Here is a 17,765-nt window from a genome sequence, read left to right on the forward strand (position 1 = left end):
GCGGACGCTTCGGGATAATCTGCCGGGGAGGATGCCGGCCGCCGGGCGGGTGTTCCCGATGCAACGTTTTACGCAAGGAGGGAAGGGCATGGCAATGCTGCGGATCTGCCTGGCCGGCCTGGCGGCGGCTTCGATGCTGGCGCTGGCCGCTTGCGGCAATCGCGAGCCGCAGGAACGCGCGGCCTTCATCGAGCTGCTGCAAAGCCGTATCGCGTCCGGGTCGCTGGTGCCGGTCGGCGCCCTCGGCGAAGCCGAGAAAGACGCCGTGGGCCGCTACGACGATGCCTACGAGGTGATCGTCGATTTCCAGTCCGCCATGGCCAAGGCGGCCGTGACGCTGCGCCCCATCCTTGCGGCCGAGCGCATCCAGTCGGTCGACGACATCGTGCGGCGGCGCGAGGCCCTGCTGGCCGCGCGCAAGACGCTGGCCGACAGCGCCGGCGCCTTGCAGGATGCCAAGGCCCGCGCCGACCGCGCGCGCAGCGGACTGGAGCTTGCGCCGGATCTGGCGCCGGTCTACGACGGGGTGTATGACGAGGCGGTCACGGCGCCGGCGGCCGAGTTGATGGACGCGGCGGCGCGCATGGATACCGTCGCGCGCGATGCGCTCGGCATCGCCGATTTCGTCGCGGCCAATGAGGCCGAGATCACGCTCGAGGATGGGCTGGCCAAGGTCGCCACGCCGTCGCTGCAGCATGAACTGAATCTGCGCCTGCAGGGCCTGAACGCCCAGTCGCCGGCGCTGGAGGCCGCCCGCGCCGTGGTGTCGCGAGCGGCCGCCGGCGAGCCCTGAATGCCGGCCGCGCGCCGCTTTCCGCGCAATGGCGCCCGCCGGACGGCCCGGGCCGGGGCCAGCGGGGGAAACGAGCGGGGCGGGACGCTGCTTTGTACAATGCGGGTCTCCGCGGTTCAGGCCGCGCCTTGGACGGAACATGAGCCAATCTTCCAGCTTGCACTACCGTACCTTCCTGCTCCTCCTGGTGGTGGTATCCATCGCGTTCGGCTGGCTGTTGTGGCCGTTCTACGGCGCGGTGTTCTGGGGCGCCATCCTGGCCATCCTGTTCGCGCCGCTGCAACGGCGGCTGGTGCCGCGCATCGGCGGCCGGCGCAACCTGGCGGCGCTGATCACGCTGGCCATGGTGCTGCTGCTGGTGATCCTGCCGCTGGTGGTCATCAGTGGGTCGCTGGTGCGCGAGGGGGCGAACCTGTACCAGAGCATCAAATCCGGCCAGATCAACTTTGGCGCCTACTTCCAGCAGGCCATGGAAGCGCTGCCGCCGTCCGTGCATGACCTGCTGGCGCGGTTCGACCTGGCCGACATCCCCAGCCTGCAGGAAAAGCTCAGCGCCGGCGCGATGCAGGCCAGCCAGTTCCTGGCGACCCAGGCGCTCAGCATCGGGCAGGACACCTTCCAGTTCGTGGTCAGCTTCGCCATCATGCTGTACCTGCTGTTCTTCCTGCTGCGAGACGGGCCGCAACTGGCCCAGCGCGTCAAGCGCGCGGTGCCGCTCAGCGAAACCCACAAGCACCATCTTTTCCGCAAATTCACCACGGTGGTGCGCGCGACGGTGAAGGGCAATATCGCGGTGGCGGCCTCGCAGGGCGCCCTGGGTGGCATCATTTTTTCCATCCTGGGGATCCAGGGGGCGCTGCTTTGGGGCGTCATCATGGGCTTTCTGTCGCTGCTGCCGGCGGTAGGAGCGGGCCTGATCTGGGCGCCGGTGGCGATCTATTTCCTGTTGACCGGCGCGACCATCAAGGGCGTGGTGCTGATCGCCTTCGGCGTGCTGGTGATCGGCATGGTCGACAACGTGCTGCGTCCGATCCTGGTGGGCAAGGACACCAAGATGCCCGACTACGTGGTGCTGATCTCGACCCTGGGCGGCATGGCGCTGTTCGGCCTGAATGGTTTCGTCATCGGCCCGCTGATCGCCGCGCTGTTCATGGCCAGCTGGGACCTGTTCTCGCCTCCGGATGACGTGGTCGCGGCCGCGCTGGCCAAGCCCGTGGTCCCGCCTTCCAGGCCGGCGACCCCGGCCTCGACCCCGGTTGCGCCCCCCAAGGCCGACTGACAAGGCCGAGCGCGCCTGCCAGTGGCCTGTGCGCGGTCAAGACGACGTCAGGGCCGAGGGTGTAAGGTGTGGTGGTGCCGGCCCGCCGGGGCCGGCGTCCTGTCTCCGCGGCGCCGCCGGCCTGACCCGGCTGTGCTGCGGATTTCCTTCATGAGGAGCGCGTCGGATATGGACTGGAAACTACACAAGTCGGGCTGGATCGAAGAGCGCAACTTCGACATCGAATTCGCCGAAACTCCCGAGGGCTACCATGCCCGCGTCCGCGTTTTCGGCTTTCCCGTGCTGGAAGACACGCGAAACGTGTTTCCGAACGCGATGCTGGCGGAGAAGGGCGCGCTGGCGCTGCTCAAGAGCCAGTTCGCCGGCACGCCGGACCTGGAAGAAAAGTAGGCTGCGGCAGGCCGCCGCCTGCGGCCCGCGCAACGCACGCGGGCTTGCGCTGGAGACGGCGGCGGCGCGCCATTCAGCGCAGCGGCAGGCGGCGTCCTCCGACGATGAGGTCGCGGTCCTGGCGTGGCTCGGTATGCACCTGCCCCTGTGCCAGCGCCCCGCCCATGTCGACTTCCGGACCGCTCTCGGACGTGCGATGGGTCCTGGACGACACCACGCGCCAGCCGTCCTTGCCCAGCCCCTGATAGGTCAGGAAGATTTCGTAGCCCCCGGCCGTGGCGTCGGCGCGCGGCGGTACATACAGGACCAGATCGGCCGCGCCGGGGCCGGTGATGTCCGCATGGATCAACCAGCAGCGCGCAGCGGCCAAGACGGGGTTGGACGGATCGTCGGCAGCGGCCTTTTCCGCGCTTACGCATCGGTCCAGCTCGAACGGGTTTTCGGTCGCGGCGTAGCGCCACCAGGCGTCCGGCACGGCGCTGCCGGCAGGATGGACCTGCAGGCTGCCGGGCTTGGTCAGCGAGGCTGCCAGGCCGGACTGGCGCGGCCCCCAATCGTAGTATTTGCCCGTCAGTGCGTCGGCGGCGGCGATTGCGATCTTGGGCGATTGGGCCTGGGCGGCACCATCGGCCAGCCTGCGCACCGCCTGCCGGCCGTATTCGCCGCGATCGCGCGCGGCCGAGAGATAGCTGAATTCCTCGGGCGGGACGCGGCCGTCGATCAGGCGTTGCACCTGGCTGTCGACCTCGATGCGGTCGGGATTCAGGAGCGGCGTGTTCACCAGGGCCAGCATGGCCAGCGCGCAGAAGGCCGCGACGATGTTGGTGCCTCCCAGGATCGTGTGGAAACGCCGCGGCGCGAGCGCCGCCCAGGCATAGCCCAGCGCGTATAGCGTCAACAGGACCGCGGCGTAGACGCCCCAGATGCGCGGAATGGTCCAACCGTACTGTTCGACCCGCACGACGAGACCGTACAGCGCCACCAGCGCCAGCGGCAACAGGCCGCACGCCGCCACGCGCAGCACCGCGCGCAGGCGCGGGCCGAAGGGCGGCGCCTCGGGGCTGTCCTGCCAGGCGGAGTTGATGAGCTTGATCCACAGCGCGCTGAAGGCGATGAGGGCGCCGGCGGACAGCGCCACCGCCTGCAGGTCCAGCGCCAGCCGGGCCGCCAGCGCCATCACGAAGGCGATGCCGACCAGCGCAACCAGCGGCAACAGCCACGCGGTGAGCGTGAGCCAGGAGCGTTGCAGCGTGTCCGCCAGCTGCGGCCGGCGATGTACCCCCACCAGGCTGACCGCCAGCACCAGCGGCATCACGCCCAGCGTGAAGCGGGTGGACTTGACGACCTTGCCGACGGCGCCAATGCCGATCATGCCGAACATGGCGCCCGCGGCCCAGAACAACAGCCAGACCGCCAGGGCCAGGCCGCCGGCCAGCGCCAGCTTGACGGTGTTGCGCCAGGCCGCGCGAAACACCGCGGGGTAGTCCCAGCCCGCCCGGGATGGGTCCAGCGCCTGGATCAGGGGAAGCAGCATGAAACCGCAGGCGGCGGTGATCACGGTGGCGAGCGCGCGCGGGCCGTCGTCGGAATAGCGCACGGGTTGCGAGCCCAGCAGCGGCATCAGGCCGTAGGCGTGCAGCGCGGGCAGCGCCAGGGCATAGGCCAGCAGCGCCAGCAGCCAGCGCCTGCCAGAGCGCATGCCGGCCAGCATGGCGCCCGCCAGTGGCACCAGCCAGACCCACTGGATCGCGAACAGGGTGGCGAACGGGTTGTGCCATGGCCACACGCGGTTCAGCAGCGCGGCATGCAGCGCCAACGCCAGCAGCGCGCCGAGCGCGCCGTGGACCAGGATGGTTCTTTCGGGAGCCGACAGGGGAGAGCGGGTTGCCATGGGGTCAGAAGTCCTCGCTGCGCCAGACCTTCAGCACGCGGCCGAAGACCTCGAAATCCATGCCTTCGGTGATGTCCCAGGCGTCGTACTTGGTGTTTTCGGACTTGGCCCGCACCACCAGCCCGGAGGCGGTGGGAATGCGCTGCAGCCGCTTGATGAAGCCTTCGCTGCCGACGCGGAAGAAGTAGATGGCGTCGTATTCGACGGCCTGCACGCCGCGGTCGACGATCAGGGGATCGCCGGGATTGAACATGGGGCGCATGGAATCGCCAAAGCCCGTGACGATGCACAGGTTCTTCGAGGCGGAAAAGCCGCGGACGTTCTTCTGCAGCCATTCGGGGCTGACGTTCCAGCTCTGGATGACGCCCGGCTGGTCGCGCAGTTCCAGGCCGCTTCCCATCGCGCCGCCGGTATCGAACTGGGCGATGAGCACATTGCCGTGATCGGGCCGGCCCAGCCGCCCGTGGTTGAAGGAGACCTGCCGGCCCGGTGGCTCGTCGGCGATGACGTCGGGCGAGAGCTCGTGCCACAGGTCGGGGTGGGGAAGATCCATCCAGTGGGCGGGCTGGCCCAGGCCGGCGGAAATCCTGGCGGCCAGGGCATCGCCGACGCGGCGCGGGTTCTTGTCGCGCTTGCCCTGGAACCCCTGGAGGATCTGGTCGAGGTATTTGCGACTCACGCCCGCGCGTTCGGCCAGGCGGTCCACTCCCCCGGCCTGGAGCACAGCGTACTTGAGGTTGTTCAGTCGTATCGAGCGGATATCCATGGTAGCGATAGTAGCAATCCGCTACCTGAAAGTACAGTAGCGATTCGCTGTTGATTTTCAGGTAGCGAGTCGCTACCATGATTCCAATCCCGAAGATAGTCGGGGCGACCGCAGCCATCCCCGGCCGCCGGTGGCCCTGCCGGGACCCACCCCGCCGACCGTGGCGCACGAAGGGGCACCGGCCAATGTGCCCTTGAATCGCTACCGGAGTAGCGACCGCCATGGGCGGACAAACCGGGATGACGACGAATCGAAGGCTTGGAACAAGGAAAAAAGCATGGATAAGCATCTTGTCCGGGAGGCATCCCGATGAAATATGCAAGCGAAGTCCTGGATCTCATGGCGGCGGCGCCGGGGCGTCCCTGGCGCATGGCGGAACTGGTGCGCGGCGCATCCGGCGCGCGCGAGCTGACGCGGCGCGAACGCAACGCGATGCGACAGGCCATCCTGCGCGTACTCGAAACGCTGCGCGAGGGCGGCCAGGTGGCGCGCATCGAGCATGCCCGCAACTCGCTCAGCTACGTCTGGAGCGAAGTGCGACACAATGGGGATTGCCAGCGCGCCTGATGCCGCGAGACAATGCATCCATGTCGTCGCGCTGCGCACCGACGACGAACCGAAAAAGGCCCGCCACCAGCGGGCCTTTTTTATGAGAGGGTACGTGTGCCCGGGCGGTGCGTCCCAAGGCGGATGCATCACCTGCCCGTTCCCCCCTCGCGCTCTTTGCAGTTCCCCACGACAGGCTCGCCACAGGCGGGCCTTTTCTATTTGCACGCCCCGCGTTCTCGAACAGAGCGCGGGGCGTTTCGTTTGGGCCGTCCAGCGGCCTGCCGCCTCGCCTTTCCTGCAATGACCGGGCCTTTCTCCCGCCCGTGGTGACCCGGAACGGCTCGAGGCGGCAGCCCGGTGGGCGACAGCCGGAATCCGCCGCAACCCGGCCGTACGCATCACGCAACGCGGCATCGCGCCGATGGCGCGGCAAAGTCGGCGATCCGCCTCCAGGCAACTGGATTCCCCCGATCCGCCCTCGGGCACTTCAACACGACAAAGGAGCTACGCATGGCGAACAGTTCGGCCACCGGCGGCTACCTGGCGCCGATCGCCATTTCTCCGCCCCTGGAGGATGCCGAACTCGAGGCGCTGTTCCTGGGGTTCATCGCCGGCGTGTCCGGCTTGCCCCCGAACATGGTTCGTACGCACTGGCCCGCGGCCGGTGTGGAACCGCCCGCGCAAAGCGATACCTGGTGCCTGATGGACATCCGGGCGCAAACCGCGGACGCCGGCCCGGTCGTCGCTCACGACCCGGCCGGGGAAGGATCTGATTCATACGTCCGGCACGAAGACATCGAGGTGCTTTGCTCGATGTTCGGCCCGAACGCGTTGCGCCACGCGGCCTTGCTGCGCGATGGCGCCGCCGTGCCGCAGAACCGCGAACCCCTGCTCGCGCAGGGCATGGCGGTCGGCGGCGCGGGGCCGATCCTGGCCCGGCACGAGCTCGTGAATCAGCAGTGGATACGGCAGTTCGACATGACCTTGCATTTCAAGCGCCGGGTCACGCGCATCTATCCGGTCCTGAATCTCCTGTCGGCGCAGGTCACGACGCATGCCGCGTCGCTGTCGCCGACGGATCACATCAACCACCTTGCAGATTAAGGGATCTACCATGGCTAATGGATTGCCGGTATCACGCCTGATCAACGTCACGATCAACATGTCGCCGCTCGCGGCGCAGGGCGCGAGCCTGAATACCGCGCTGCTGCTGGGCGCCTCCGCCGTCATCGACACCGGCGAGCGCATGCGCTCCTATGGCGGCATCGACGCCGTCGCCGCCGACTTCGGCACCGCCGCGCCCGAATATCGCGCGGCCCTGCTGTATTTCCAGCAGACGCCCCAGCCCTCGCAGTTGTACATCGGCCGCTGGGCCAAGGGCGCGACCTCGGCCACGCTGCGCGGCGCGGTGTTGTCGGCCGCCGAGAAGCAGATGTCGGCCTGGACCGCGGTGACCGCGGGCGCCTTCACGCTGTCGGTCGACGGCACCGCCAAGACGGTCAACGGCCTGGATTTCTCCGGCGCCACCAACCTGAACGGGGTCGCGTCGATCATCTCGACGGCACTGGCCTCCGCTTCCGTCACCTGGAACGGCTCGCAGTTCGTGGTGACTTCGAACACCTCCGGCGCGACCTCGACGCTGGGCTACGCCACGGCCGCGGGCACCGGCACCGACATCTCGTCGATGCTGGGCCTGACCGCGGGCCAGGCCTCGACGCCCGTCGCCGGCATCGTCGCCGAAACGCCGGTGGACGCCGTGTCGCTGTTCCTGGACCGCTTCGCCAACAAGTTCCTGGGCGTGGCGTTCGCCGATGCCGACATCACCGACGCGCAGCACCTGGCCGTGGCCGGCCTGATCGAGGCCGACCAGCGCCACCTGTACGGTGTGTCGACCCAGGCGCCGCAGGTGCTGGACCCGACCAACCACGAGGACATCGCCAGCCAGCTGAAGGCGCTGAAATACAAGTACTCGATCGTGCAGTTCTCCAGCGCCAGCCCGTATGCGGTCGCTTCGCTGCTGGGCCGCATGCTGACGGTGAACTTCAACGCCAACAACACCACCATCACGCTGATGTACAAGCAGGAGCCCGGCATCGTCGCCGAGACCCTGACCAGCAGCCAGGCCGACACGCTGGCGGCCAAGAACTGCAACGTGTTCGTCAACTACGACAACGACACGGCCATCATCCAGTACGGCGTGACGCCCAGCGGCATCTTCATCGACTCGGTCTACAACGCGATCTGGTTCCGCAACCGCGTCCAGACCGATGTCTACAACCTGCTGTACACCAGCCCCACCAAGGTGCCGCAGACCGACGCCGGCAACCAGCTGATCGCCTCGGTGATCGAGGCCGCGTGCGAGGCCGCCGTCAACAACGGCTACCTGGCGCCGGGTGTGTGGAACTCGGCCGGCTTCGGCGCCCTCAAGCAGGGCGACACGCTGGCCAAGGGCTACTACGTCTACGCGCCGGCGATCGCCACCCAGTCGCAGGCCGACCGCGAAGCGCGCAAGGCCGTTCCGTTCCAGGTCGCCGCCAAGGAAGCCGGCGCCATCCACACCGTCGACGTTCTGGTCACGGTCAACCGCTAAACAGGAGTAGCAGATGTCTACCTATTCGTTCGCTGATATCAGCGCCAGTCTCGTGGGCCCGGGCGGGGCGATTTCGCTGGGTTCCGGCTCCGGCGTGGCCGATGAAGGCATCGCCATCGCCGCCAAGGGCGAGAAAAGCGCCATGACGGTGGGCGCCGATGGCGAGGTCATGCACACGCTGCGCGCCGACAAGAGCGGCACCGTGACGCTGAGCTACCTGAAGACCTCGCCCGTCAACGCCCAGCTGCAGGCCCTGTACGACGCCCAGTCGCTGGACAGCCGCCTGTGGGGCAAGAACCTGATCACCATCACCAATCCGGCCACCGGCGACGTGACGGCGTGCCGCTCGTGCGCCTTCAGCAAGAAGCCCGACCTGACCTACAAGAAGGACGGCGACGTGGTGAAGTGGACCTTCGACGCCGCGAAGATCGACACGATCCTGGGAACCTACTAAGCCATGGCACAGGAACTCGATCTGAACGGCCACCGGTACTCCATCGGGAAACTGAGCGCCAAGCAACAGTTCCACGTGTCGCGCCGCATCGCTCCGATCGTTCCTACGCTGATCCCCGTGTTCGTCCGCCTCGCGGCGGGCGGGCGCGGGATCACCGAGGATCCGGGCGGCATGGCCGACGTGCTGCAACCGCTGGCCGATGGCCTGGCGGCGATGAAGGACGAGGACGCCGACTACGTGCTGGACACCTGCATGCAGGCGGTCCAGCGCCGGCAGGAGCATGGCTGGACCGCCATCTGGTCGGCCGGCCAGCGCGTGCCGATGTTCCAGGACATCGACCTGTCGGTCATGTTGCCGCTGGCGCTGCGCGTCATCGTCGGGAGCCTCGGGCCTTTTATACAAGGGCTGCTTACCAGCCAGACCGGCAGCCCCGAGGCGACACAGGCTGGCTGAAGAGCCTGCCCGGTGGCGAGGATTGGTTGCTGGCGCCGGTCCTCGAGGGACTCTGCAAGTACGAGTCCCTCAAGGACGGCACCCTGGACCTGGCCGACATCGCGCTCCTGAACGACGCGCTGTCGGTGCGGGCAGACAACAAGGCGGAAGCGTACCGCCGCCACATGGCAGAAAAAAATGGCTAACACGATTCTGTCCATCGACCTGTCGGGGTTGATGGGCCCATTCAAGATCGACAAGGACGACCTGAAGGACCTCAAGCAGGCAATCGGCGACTCGCGCAAGCAGAGCCTGGCCGATGCGCTCGCGGTGTTCGCGGGGCGGGCCAAGAGTGTCGTCGACTTTGCCGAGAACAAGATTGCCCAGTTCGAGCAAGGCTATTTCGCCGCCCGGCTGGGCGGCACCTCGGGCAGGGACATGCGGGCGCTGGAGACGGTCGCGCAGGACTTCGGCGTTTCCGTCGAAGCGATGCGCAACAGTACCCAGGCCTTGCATCGCAATGTGCGCGATGACCCCAGGGTTGCCGCGCTGCTGGAACAGCTGCATATCTCGCCGAGCGATGGCGCGGGCGGCCAGCGCAACACCGCCGACCTGGTGCTGGAACTGAGCGATGCGCTCAAGCGCGTGGACCCCGGCCAGGCCGGGGAGACGGGCAGGAAACTGGGGCTGGACGCCGGCCTCGTGGAGGCCCTGCGCGATCCGGCATTCGGGCAGCGCCTGTCGGTGCAGCGTGACGCCGAAGAAAGCAGCAGGATCGAGGCGGCCGGCGAGCGCGCCCATCAACTGATGGCCACCATCCGCGCCTTGAGCGGCTCCGTCGACGCGATGTTCGCGCAGGCGCTGCTGACGATGGGCCCGCAATTGCAGCAGACGCTCGACAGCATTTCGGCCTGGTTCAAGGAGAACGGGCAGACCGCCGGCAAGCGGCTGGGCGAAGTCGGCAATTTCGTGTTGTCGATCATGTCGTTGCTGGGGCCGGTGGTCAGCCTGATCACTTGGCTCGACGGCGTGACGGGGGGGCTGAGTTCGCAGCTCCTGTTGCTGGTCGGCGGATTCCTGATGCTGGGCGGCGGCGGCGTCGTGGGAGCGCTGGCAGGCCTGGTCTCGCGACTGGGTGGCATGCGGTCGCTCATCGGCGGGCTGGGCTCCCAGCTGGCATCGTTGCCAGGACGGATCGGCGGTTTCGTGAGCCGGGCCTGGACGGTGACCAGCAATTTCGTTGCTGGCGTGTTCGGCAGGATGACCTCGATGGGCCGCACCGCCGTGACCCAGATGGGCAATATGGCCGGCGCGGTCTGGTCCTGGATGGGCAATATGGCCGCGCGCGGCGGCGCGCTGGTGGTCGATGGCGTCAAGGCCGCGGGCCAGACCGCGTTGCAGTGGGGCAGATCGCTGTGGGAAGCCGCGGGCTCGTGGATCGGCCGCATCGCCGATGGCGCCAAGGCGGTGGTGCGCAGCGTGGCCAGCAGCCCCGCGGCCGTGGGCGCGGGACTGCTGTTGTACCCCAGGCCCCTGGGCGACGGGACGTTGAAATCGCTGGAGGGGATGCCAGGCTTTCCGGCCGGACAGCCCGGCCCGGGCCTGAACCTGCCCGGTGGCGGCATCCGGCCCGAGCACATGGACGGCGCCCAGGTCGAGCCGTGGCGCGATTACCGCTCCGGCTTCGCCACGGGCGAAACGGCGGCCGGCGTGCTGGCCGCGCCCGCGCCCGCATCGGTTTCCATCAACGCCACCACGAATATCCACGTCAATGGGACGAACGATCCCCATGCGACCGGAGAAGCCGTGGCCAATCAACAGAGCCGGGTCAATGCCGACCTGACGCGCAACCTGCAGGGATCCTATGGCTGACTTGAACATCGCGGGCGCCGACATGGTCGGCCTGCTGTCGAAGAAAATCGGCGACATCGTGGTGGAGGCGACGCTCAGCGAGTCGCATGAGGACACGCTCAAGATCACCAGCCACCCGGTGGAGTCGGGCCCCTATGGCAAATCGGCGATCAGCGACCATGCCTTCAAGCAGCCGCTGACGCTGACCTTGAAGTGCGCGTGGAGCAACGCCTCGTATGAGGCGCTGGCGGGCGCGCAGGCCAAGGACGTGGCCAATGGCAAGGCCGCGGCCGACGACTACGCGACCGCCATTTACTCGCAGCTGCTCAGCCTGCAGGAATCGCGCGAGCCGGTGACCGTGGTCACCAGCCGGCGGCGCTACAGCGACATGTTGATCGAGAAGCTCTCGGTCGAGACCAACAAAGACAGCTTCGGCGCCGTGTTCGCGACGGTGACGCTGCGCGAAGTGGTGGTGGTACAGACGCGCAGCACCTCGCTGCCCCCGTACGCGGGCCAGAAGGAAAAAGAAAATACCGCGGACAAGCAGAACCTGGGCGTGAAGACGCCCCGGCCCGTGGCGGCGCCCAACGGCGGGTCGCTGCACTGGAACTAGGAGATACGCATGAACTACTTCGAGATACCCGTGTCGCCGATTCCGCAGGTGTTCGCGATTTCGCTGGGCGGCGACGACTATCGGCTGACATTGCAATACCGCGACGGCTGGATCCTGGACGTGGCCGACGATCTGGGCCGGCCGCTGGTGTGCGGCGTTCCGTTGGTGGCCGGCCTGAACCTGTTGGGCCAGTACCGCCACCTCGGTTTCACCGGCGGGCTGCGGGTGACGGGGGCGGAATCGCCGGACGACGCGCCGACGTTCACCGACCTGGGCCGCGGCGCCCGGCTTTATTGGGTGGCGGACTGACATGGCCGGGACGACCACAATGGAACCCATCGCCGTGTACGGCGATCCGGTGGACGACGACAAGGGCGTGCGCCAGTGGGGCAGGAAAGTGTCGTTGATCGTCGGCGACGAGGAAGCGCTGGATCTGTCGGCGCTCAGTTTCAGCTTCGCGATCAAGCGCAATGATGCCAAGGCGCCCAACACCGCCACCATCAAGGTGATGAATGCCAGTCGCGAGACGGCCAGCATGGTGCAGCGCGAATTCACGCGGGTCGTGCTGCAGGCCGGCTACGAGGGCAACTACGGCGTGATCTTCCACGGCAACGTGGTGCGGGCCAGGTGGGGGGGATCGGGCGACACCGAGACGGTGCTGGAGATCACGGCGGCCGATGGCGACAAGGCCTACAACTTCGCGGTGGTCAATGCGACCGTGCCCAAGGGCTCCTCCCGCGCCGACAAGGTGCGGTTGCTGTGCTCGGCCATGAACCCGTATGGCGTCAGGCAGGGCTACGTACCCGACCTGGGCGGCAAGACCGCCATCCGCGGAGCCGTGATGTCCGGCATGGTGCGCGACCACATGCAGGACGTCTGTGACGGCGCGAACACGCTGTGGAGCATCCAGGACGGCAAAGTCGTGATCGTTCCCGAGACCGCCTACGTGCCGGGCTCGGTGCCCGTCATCTCGCACGACACCGGCCTGGTCGGCATGCCCGAACAGGCAGAGAAGGGCATCAAGGTGCGCATGTTGCTCAACCCCAGCATCCGCGTGGGCGGGCTGGTCAACCTGGACAACAGCCGCATCGCCGAGTACGGCTACGAGGGGCGCGCCCAGGGCAAGGACGCGACAGAAATCGATCGCGGCGAACAGCGCCGCATCAGCGGCGACGGCTACTACTACGTCATGGAAGTCGAGCATCGCGGGCATACCCGCGACAACGACTGGTACACGGAGATCCTGTGCCTGGCCACCGATGCGACGCTGTTCCCGGACGACCTGGGACGGGCAGGGGCGGAGGGCGCCGCGGCCAGGCCGGCCGACGTCGTCAAGTAACGGCCCGCGCGGCTTCATTTCAGCAGGATGATTCATGAACCGACTAGAGAATTTGAACGACCCGCAAGCCGCGATCGGCGCGGCGCTGCGCGGCGCGCTGGCGCAGACCTGGACCGCCATGCCGGCCATCATCGGCGCGTTCGACCCGGTGGCCATGACGTGCACCGCGCAACCGGCCATCCGCGCGCGCGTCACCACGCCCGAGGGAACGCAGCGCAGCATGACGTTGCCGCTGCTGGTGGATTGCCCCGTGTACTTTCCCGCGGGGGGCAATTGCACGCTGACTTTCCCGGTGAAGCCCGGGGACGAATGCCTTGTGGTGTTCGCGTCGCGCTGCATCGATGCCTGGTGGCAATCGGGCCAGGTCCAGGACCAGGCGGAAGTGCGGATGCATGACCTGTCCGACGGTTTTGTCTATGTGGGCGTGCGGTCGCAGCCGCGGGTGCTGCCCGCGGTCAGCACTCACACGACCCAGTTGCGCAGCGACGACGGCTCGACGTTCCTGGAGCTGGATCCGGCCGCGGGCAAGGTGAGGATCGTGGCGCCGGGCGGCTTCGACGTGGTCGCGCCGACGTCCGAGTTCTCCGGACAGGTGCTGGTCAACGGCCTGCTGAGCTATCTGGCCGGCCTGGTCGGCAGCGGCGGCCAGGGCAATACCGCCCAGATCACCGGCGTGTTGAACGTGATCGGCCAGATCCTGGCCAATGGAAAACGGGTGGACGACACGCACACCCACATCGCCCAAGGGGCCAACGCGGTGACCACACCGCCCAATTGAGGACTCCCATGCGTTACCGAAAACTGGACGCCGACGGCGACTATTCATTCGGCTCGTCACGGGCCGATTTCCATCGCGACACGGCCGCGACCGTGGCTCAGGCCGTCAAGACGCGGCTGATGCTGGCGCGCGGTGAATGGTTCCTCGACGTCACCGAAGGCATGCCCTGGCGCGGCGAGGTGCTGGGCAAGCAATCCAGGGCCAGCTACGACTGGGCCATCCGCCAGCGCATCCTGGGCACGGCCGGCGTGACCGGCCTGGCCGGGTATTCGAGCCGGCTCGATCCGCAAACCCGCGGCCTGAGCGTCACGGCATCCATCTCAACCCTTTACGGCACGGCCACTGTGCAGGCGGCATTATGACGATTCCATCCACGGCCCCGGTCATCGACGCCGCGGGCATACGCGCGCCGAGCTACGGCGAGGTGCTGCAGTATTTCAAGGAGCAGTACCGCGGCATCTACGGCGCGGACACCTATCTGGAGGCGGACAGCCAGGACGGCCAGTTGCTGGCCCTGTTCGCCCTGGCCATCCACGAGGCCAACACGGCGGCGATCAATGTGTACAACGCGTTCTCGCCCGCCACCGCCGCCAATGCGGCGCTGTCCAGCAACGTCAAGATCAACGGCCTGGCGCGCGGCGTGGCGACGCGCTCTGCGGTGGACCTGCGCATCGTCGGGCAGGGCGGCGTCACCATCGTCGATGGCGTGGCGACCGATGCCAATCGCGGCCGCTGGCAATTGCCGTCCAGCGTCACCATCCCGCCTGGCGGCGAGATCACCGTCACCGCGCTTAGCCAGACGCTGGGCGCGGTGACGGCGCCGGCCGGCAGCATCAACCAGATCGGCACGCCGACGCTGGGCTGGCAGTCCGTCACCAATCCGGCGGCCGCGACCCCTGGCGCGCCGGTCGAGAGCGATGCCGCCCTGCGCGTGAGGCAGGCCATCTCGGTGGCCCTGCCATCGCGCAGCGTGCTGGAAGGCACCATCGGCGCGGTGGCGTCGGTGCCCGGGGTATTGCGCCATGCCGCCTTCGAGAACGACGCCGCGGTGGTCGACGCCCACGGGCTGCCGCCGCACAGCATCGCCTTGGTGGTCGATGGCGGCGACGCGGCCTCGATCGCGCAAGCCATCGCCGCCAAGAAGACGCCCGGCACGGGCACGCACGGCACCACCACGGTGGTGGTGACGGACATCTACGGCATCGCGCATCGCATCCGCTTTTTCCGGCCCACCCTCGTGCCGCTCTCGGTACAGGTGCAGATGCGGGCGCTGCCCGGCTACACCACGGCCATCGGACAAGCGGTGCAGCGCGCGGTTGCCGACTACATCAATGGTGTCGCGATCGGTGGCGGCGCCAGCGCCTCGGTGGAATGGGCCGACGCCATCTCGGCCGCGAACGGCGTGGCCGGCAATGGCACGTTCAAGATCACGGGCCTGGCGCTGCGCGGCCCGGCCGGCGATGGCGCGCCGGATGTGCCGCTGGCCTTCAACGAAGCCGCCGCCGCGACGCCCGACGACGTGAAACTCACGGTGAGCTGACATGGCCAATACGGACGACTACATCGCGCGGCTGTCGGCCTGGCACCGCGGCAAGCCCAGGTTCGTTGCCACCGTGACCGCCCTGTGCGGCGCGGCGGCCAGCCTGCGTGAGTTGTACGGCGGCATGCCGGCGGCTTTCGACCTGGACCTGGCGGTTGGGGCGCAGCTGGATGCCGTGGGGCGCTGGGTGGGGCTGGACCGGAAGGTCCGCACGCCGATCGCCAACGTGTATTTCTCGCACGACACCGACGGCCTGGGTTTCGACCAAGGGGTATGGCAGGGACCGTTCGATCCGGACAGCGGCCTGACCGCGCTGGACGACGACACCTATCGCCTGCTGCTGCGCGCCAAGATCGGCGCCAACCACTGGGACGGCACGCTGGAGGCCTCGGCCGCCATCCTGGAGCGCATCTTCGGCGGCGGCACCCACGTGTTCATCCAGGACAACGGCGACATGTCGGTCGACATCGGCGTCGCCGGCACGCCGCCGTCGGCGCTGTTCCTGGCACTCCTGACGGGCGGGTACATCCCGCTCAAGCCGCAGGGCGTGCGCATCAGTTACTACGTCATCCCCTCGAACGAGGGGCCCCTGTTCGGTTTTGACGTTCAGAACCATTACATCTCGGGGTTCGACAGCGGACTCTGGGGTTCGCTTTTCGCAGGTTGAATAAGGACAATTCCGTGGCTATCAATCAAATTCTTCCCTTCGGCACCGTGCCCGGCGCCAACGTGCTCGATCCCGCCGACTACCAGGCCCTGGCGGCCCGGCTGGGCGGCTTCTCGGCCGGCACGGCCAAATCCAAGGAACTCAACACCGTCTGGCGCCAGGCGTCCTTCGTGGCCGCCATGATCGGCCAGTACATCGCCGACAAGACGGGCCAGGACGTACTCGACGACGGCGACCTGGCGGCGCTGCAGGCCCGCTTCGTGGCCGCGCTGGCGGCGTCGCCGGCGCTGACCGGGACGCCGACCGCGCCGACGCCGGCGGCGGGCGACAAGAGCGCCCGTATCGCGACGACCGCGTTCGTGGCGGGAAATTTCCCCAGGATCTACTCGATCAACGCGCTGCCGACGCAGGATGTCGGCCCCATCATCGTTGCGGAATGCAGCGAAGTCTGGAACTGGGTGGCCGGACAGTATTTCACCGGCTACCGTTCGCCCCTTTGCGGCCGCCCGTTGGATGGCCATACCAACCTGCCGCTGGCCAGCGAGGTCGACGCCACCGGCGGTTTGCTGTCGAAGACGGATTACGCCGCGCTGTGGGGTTACGCGCAGGAGCAGGGGTTGGTGAAAACCGAGGCCGTGTGGTCGGCAAGCCGCGGCAGTCATTGGTTTTCGGACTATTCGGCGACGCAGTTCCGGGTGCCGGATCTGCGCGATATGTTCCGTCGATTTACCGGAACTGACGCTGACACTGCAAATGCGAGAGCGATGGCCAGCCGGCAGGCCGGCGATTTCGCGAGCCACGTACACACCCTGTTATACCGATGGCGGCACCCGGGACACCTTCAGCGGCTCATCTGCAATGAGTGGTGGCGGAACCTCCGGAACAGTGATTGGGCGTCTCGGAACGACTCCCACAGGCGGCAAGGAAACTCGTCCGATGAACGTCGCATTTCACCCGCGAATTCATGCGTAGATTTATGCATGAATGCGCGGGTGATAGGCCACGTTCTGGGGCCTGGTCTCGGCGCCGCCCGCTGGAGTCGCCGATGTACGTCAATACTGGCGCCGGAGCCACCGCCAGTATTCAGCCCAAACAGGCCGCCGCCGGTGTCCCGGGTTTGCCGACATCAGGTATCCAAACAGCTGGTGCCGATGAGCCTGCAACGCCCCAGCCTGGCGGCTTGCGAATGCTCTCGCATTTGCAGTGAAAGAGGCATCACGCATGGATGCGAGGGTGATAGGCGACGTTCACGGGACGGCTCTCCGCTCCCCCACTAGCAGCTGTACTTCCCCCGTTGGACTGAACCCAGCCTTGAGGATCCACAGCAATGTTCGCGTACCCCCCAACTGCGGGGATCTTGTTGATTACGAAGTTGCTGCCCGATGAGGGCAAGTGGAAGTGCGATTTGTTGGCGTCGGCTTGGCGGCCGGCCAGAACGCGCGCATTTGCAGTGCAAATCTCATATTGAAGGAGTAACCAACATGCAGAAAGCAGTATTCCAGGCCGATAACGACGGCCTTTACCTGTATCAATCGACCGCGAATGAACTGGCCTTGACGCCAGGTTCGTTCAACATTCCCTACGGCGCATACGAGGACGCGCCGCCGGCGCCGCCGGCCGGAAAATGGCCCCGGCGCCTGGGCGATGCCTGGGCCATGGTCGATGACTATCGCACCACGCCGCTGTGGGTGGTGGAGACGGGAGCGCCGTATTCGATCGGCGCGCAGCATGACGGCACGATCGGCAAGGTCAGCTATCCGGGCTGGGGGGAATTGCCGGCCTGGCTGACCACGGTGGAACCGCCGCGCCCGGTTGAAAGCGCTGCCGCGTAGC

At 67.4% G+C, this 17,765-nt stretch carries 21 protein-coding genes; 19 read left to right on the top strand and 2 right to left on the bottom strand.

Annotated elements, in window-relative coordinates:
• Positions 1 to 88: 88 nt before the first annotated feature.
• The 3 genes from ACUTAG_RS24335 (at position 89) to ACUTAG_RS24345 (ending at position 2,462) form a co-directional block, all read left to right on the top strand.
• Entirely contained in the window at positions 89 to 793 is a 705-nt protein-coding gene (locus ACUTAG_RS24335) for a DUF3053 family protein (RefSeq protein ID WP_054515392.1), read from the top strand.
• Positions 794 to 932: 139 nt separating this feature from the next.
• Positions 933 to 2,072 (top strand): AI-2E family transporter, encoded by a 1,140-nt coding sequence (locus ACUTAG_RS24340; protein ID WP_045952796.1) that lies wholly within the window; start codon positions 933 to 935, stop codon positions 2,070 to 2,072.
• A 168-nt stretch (positions 2,073 to 2,240) separates the two neighbouring features.
• Complete coding sequence (locus tag ACUTAG_RS24345) at positions 2,241 to 2,462, top strand: hypothetical protein (protein WP_006388464.1); 222 nt, start codon at positions 2,241 to 2,243, stop codon at positions 2,460 to 2,462.
• A gap of 73 nt (positions 2,463 to 2,535) precedes the next feature.
• On the opposite strand, the gene ACUTAG_RS24350 is transcribed toward ACUTAG_RS24345, so the two are convergent.
• On the bottom strand, positions 2,536 to 4,353 hold the full coding sequence (locus ACUTAG_RS24350) for a DUF4153 domain-containing protein (protein WP_148316538.1): 1,818 nt from the start codon (positions 4,351 to 4,353) through the stop codon (positions 2,536 to 2,538).
• Between the two features lie 4 nt (positions 4,354 to 4,357).
• Positions 4,358 to 5,119 (bottom strand): S24 family peptidase, encoded by a 762-nt coding sequence (locus ACUTAG_RS24355; RefSeq protein ID WP_148316540.1) that lies wholly within the window; start codon positions 5,117 to 5,119, stop codon positions 4,358 to 4,360.
• Positions 5,120 to 5,428: 309 nt separating this feature from the next.
• Here ACUTAG_RS24355 and ACUTAG_RS24360 point away from each other — a divergent pair, with 309 nt between their 5' ends.
• The 16 genes from ACUTAG_RS24360 to ACUTAG_RS24435 all read left to right on the top strand — a co-directional run bounded on the left by ACUTAG_RS24360 (position 5,429) and on the right by ACUTAG_RS24435 (position 17,764).
• Positions 5,429 to 5,686, top strand: coding sequence for a hypothetical protein (locus ACUTAG_RS24360; RefSeq protein WP_006388467.1), 258 nt, complete (start codon positions 5,429 to 5,431; stop codon positions 5,684 to 5,686).
• Between the two features lie 492 nt (positions 5,687 to 6,178).
• A complete protein-coding gene (locus ACUTAG_RS24365; RefSeq protein ID WP_006388468.1) occupies positions 6,179 to 6,772 on the top strand; it encodes a phage neck terminator protein in 594 nt (197 codons plus the stop codon).
• A 10-nt stretch (positions 6,773 to 6,782) separates the two neighbouring features.
• Positions 6,783 to 8,258 carry a DUF3383 domain-containing protein gene (locus ACUTAG_RS24370; protein ID WP_148316542.1) on the top strand — a complete coding sequence of 492 codons (1,476 nt, stop codon included), beginning with the start codon at positions 6,783 to 6,785 and terminating at the stop codon, positions 8,256 to 8,258.
• A gap of 13 nt (positions 8,259 to 8,271) precedes the next feature.
• Positions 8,272 to 8,712 (top strand): phage protein, encoded by a 441-nt coding sequence (locus ACUTAG_RS24375; RefSeq protein ID WP_006388470.1) that lies wholly within the window; start codon positions 8,272 to 8,274, stop codon positions 8,710 to 8,712.
• 3 nt (positions 8,713 to 8,715) lie between these two features.
• The gene (locus tag ACUTAG_RS24380) at positions 8,716 to 9,165 is read left to right on the top strand and encodes a phage tail assembly chaperone (protein WP_024068262.1); all 450 of its coding nucleotides are present in this window, start codon (positions 8,716 to 8,718) and stop codon (positions 9,163 to 9,165) included.
• Positions 9,166 to 9,191: 26 nt separating this feature from the next.
• Positions 9,192 to 9,350 carry a DUF6889 family protein gene (locus ACUTAG_RS24385; RefSeq protein ID WP_006393814.1) on the top strand — a complete coding sequence of 53 codons (159 nt, stop codon included), beginning with the start codon at positions 9,192 to 9,194 and terminating at the stop codon, positions 9,348 to 9,350.
• On the top strand, positions 9,343 to 11,016 hold the full coding sequence (locus ACUTAG_RS24390) for a phage tail protein (RefSeq protein ID WP_148316544.1): 1,674 nt from the start codon (positions 9,343 to 9,345) through the stop codon (positions 11,014 to 11,016). Before ACUTAG_RS24385 ends, ACUTAG_RS24390 begins: the two co-directional genes overlap by 8 nt.
• The gene (locus tag ACUTAG_RS24395; RefSeq protein ID WP_148316546.1) at positions 11,009 to 11,608 is read left to right on the top strand and encodes a phage baseplate protein; all 600 of its coding nucleotides are present in this window, start codon (positions 11,009 to 11,011) and stop codon (positions 11,606 to 11,608) included. The genes ACUTAG_RS24390 and ACUTAG_RS24395 overlap by 8 nt, the downstream gene beginning before the upstream one ends.
• 9 nt (positions 11,609 to 11,617) lie before the next feature.
• Positions 11,618 to 11,917 (top strand): phage baseplate plug family protein, encoded by a 300-nt coding sequence (locus ACUTAG_RS24400; protein ID WP_006388474.1) that lies wholly within the window; start codon positions 11,618 to 11,620, stop codon positions 11,915 to 11,917.
• Between the two features lie 19 nt (positions 11,918 to 11,936).
• On the top strand, positions 11,937 to 12,947 hold the full coding sequence (locus tag ACUTAG_RS24405) for a phage protein (RefSeq protein WP_148316548.1): 1,011 nt from the start codon (positions 11,937 to 11,939) through the stop codon (positions 12,945 to 12,947).
• Positions 12,948 to 12,981: 34 nt separating this feature from the next.
• Positions 12,982 to 13,725, top strand: coding sequence for a Gp138 family membrane-puncturing spike protein (locus ACUTAG_RS24410; protein WP_024068266.1), 744 nt, complete (start codon positions 12,982 to 12,984; stop codon positions 13,723 to 13,725).
• An 8-nt stretch (positions 13,726 to 13,733) separates the two neighbouring features.
• Positions 13,734 to 14,087 carry a hypothetical protein gene (locus tag ACUTAG_RS24415; protein ID WP_020924456.1) on the top strand — a complete coding sequence of 118 codons (354 nt, stop codon included), beginning with the start codon at positions 13,734 to 13,736 and terminating at the stop codon, positions 14,085 to 14,087.
• Positions 14,084 to 15,265 carry a baseplate J/gp47 family protein gene (locus tag ACUTAG_RS24420; protein WP_054437229.1) on the top strand — a complete coding sequence of 394 codons (1,182 nt, stop codon included), beginning with the start codon at positions 14,084 to 14,086 and terminating at the stop codon, positions 15,263 to 15,265. The genes ACUTAG_RS24415 and ACUTAG_RS24420 overlap by 4 nt, the downstream gene beginning before the upstream one ends.
• 1 nt (position 15,266) lies before the next feature.
• Complete coding sequence (locus tag ACUTAG_RS24425) at positions 15,267 to 15,932, top strand: DUF2612 domain-containing protein (RefSeq protein ID WP_148316550.1); 666 nt, start codon at positions 15,267 to 15,269, stop codon at positions 15,930 to 15,932.
• A 14-nt stretch (positions 15,933 to 15,946) separates the two neighbouring features.
• On the top strand, positions 15,947 to 17,209 hold the full coding sequence (locus tag ACUTAG_RS24430; protein ID WP_446650370.1) for a hypothetical protein: 1,263 nt from the start codon (positions 15,947 to 15,949) through the stop codon (positions 17,207 to 17,209).
• 204 nt (positions 17,210 to 17,413) lie between these two features.
• Positions 17,414 to 17,764, top strand: coding sequence for a hypothetical protein (locus ACUTAG_RS24435; protein ID WP_058664061.1), 351 nt, complete (start codon positions 17,414 to 17,416; stop codon positions 17,762 to 17,764).
• The last annotated feature ends 1 nt before the right edge of the window (position 17,765 follow it).

The sequence above is a fragment of the Achromobacter sp. CSND-B12 genome (genome assembly GCF_052906545.1).

Excerpts from the sequence above, each read along its gene's own strand:
- ACUTAG_RS24335 (WP_054515392.1), top strand. The coding sequence starts at position 89 with ATGGCAATGCTGCGGATCTGCCTGGCCGGCCTGGCGGCGGCTTCGATG.
- ACUTAG_RS24340 (WP_045952796.1), top strand. The coding sequence starts at position 933 with ATGAGCCAATCTTCCAGCTTGCACTACCGTACCTTCCTGCTCCTCCTG.
- ACUTAG_RS24345 (WP_006388464.1), top strand. The coding sequence starts at position 2,241 with ATGGACTGGAAACTACACAAGTCGGGCTGGATCGAAGAGCGCAACTTC.
- ACUTAG_RS24350 (WP_148316538.1), bottom strand. The coding sequence starts at position 4,353 with ATGGCAACCCGCTCTCCCCTGTCGGCTCCCGAAAGAACCATCCTGGTC.
- ACUTAG_RS24355 (WP_148316540.1), bottom strand. The coding sequence starts at position 5,119 with ATGGATATCCGCTCGATACGACTGAACAACCTCAAGTACGCTGTGCTC.
- ACUTAG_RS24360 (WP_006388467.1), top strand. The coding sequence starts at position 5,429 with ATGAAATATGCAAGCGAAGTCCTGGATCTCATGGCGGCGGCGCCGGGG.
- ACUTAG_RS24365 (WP_006388468.1), top strand. The coding sequence starts at position 6,179 with ATGGCGAACAGTTCGGCCACCGGCGGCTACCTGGCGCCGATCGCCATT.
- ACUTAG_RS24370 (WP_148316542.1), top strand. The coding sequence starts at position 6,783 with ATGGCTAATGGATTGCCGGTATCACGCCTGATCAACGTCACGATCAAC.
- ACUTAG_RS24375 (WP_006388470.1), top strand. The coding sequence starts at position 8,272 with ATGTCTACCTATTCGTTCGCTGATATCAGCGCCAGTCTCGTGGGCCCG.
- ACUTAG_RS24380 (WP_024068262.1), top strand. The coding sequence starts at position 8,716 with ATGGCACAGGAACTCGATCTGAACGGCCACCGGTACTCCATCGGGAAA.
- ACUTAG_RS24390 (WP_148316544.1), top strand. The coding sequence starts at position 9,343 with ATGGCTAACACGATTCTGTCCATCGACCTGTCGGGGTTGATGGGCCCA.
- ACUTAG_RS24395 (WP_148316546.1), top strand. The coding sequence starts at position 11,009 with ATGGCTGACTTGAACATCGCGGGCGCCGACATGGTCGGCCTGCTGTCG.
- ACUTAG_RS24400 (WP_006388474.1), top strand. The coding sequence starts at position 11,618 with ATGAACTACTTCGAGATACCCGTGTCGCCGATTCCGCAGGTGTTCGCG.
- ACUTAG_RS24405 (WP_148316548.1), top strand. The coding sequence starts at position 11,937 with ATGGAACCCATCGCCGTGTACGGCGATCCGGTGGACGACGACAAGGGC.
- ACUTAG_RS24410 (WP_024068266.1), top strand. The coding sequence starts at position 12,982 with ATGAACCGACTAGAGAATTTGAACGACCCGCAAGCCGCGATCGGCGCG.
- ACUTAG_RS24415 (WP_020924456.1), top strand. The coding sequence starts at position 13,734 with ATGCGTTACCGAAAACTGGACGCCGACGGCGACTATTCATTCGGCTCG.
- ACUTAG_RS24420 (WP_054437229.1), top strand. The coding sequence starts at position 14,084 with ATGACGATTCCATCCACGGCCCCGGTCATCGACGCCGCGGGCATACGC.
- ACUTAG_RS24425 (WP_148316550.1), top strand. The coding sequence starts at position 15,267 with ATGGCCAATACGGACGACTACATCGCGCGGCTGTCGGCCTGGCACCGC.
- ACUTAG_RS24435 (WP_058664061.1), top strand. The coding sequence starts at position 17,414 with ATGCAGAAAGCAGTATTCCAGGCCGATAACGACGGCCTTTACCTGTAT.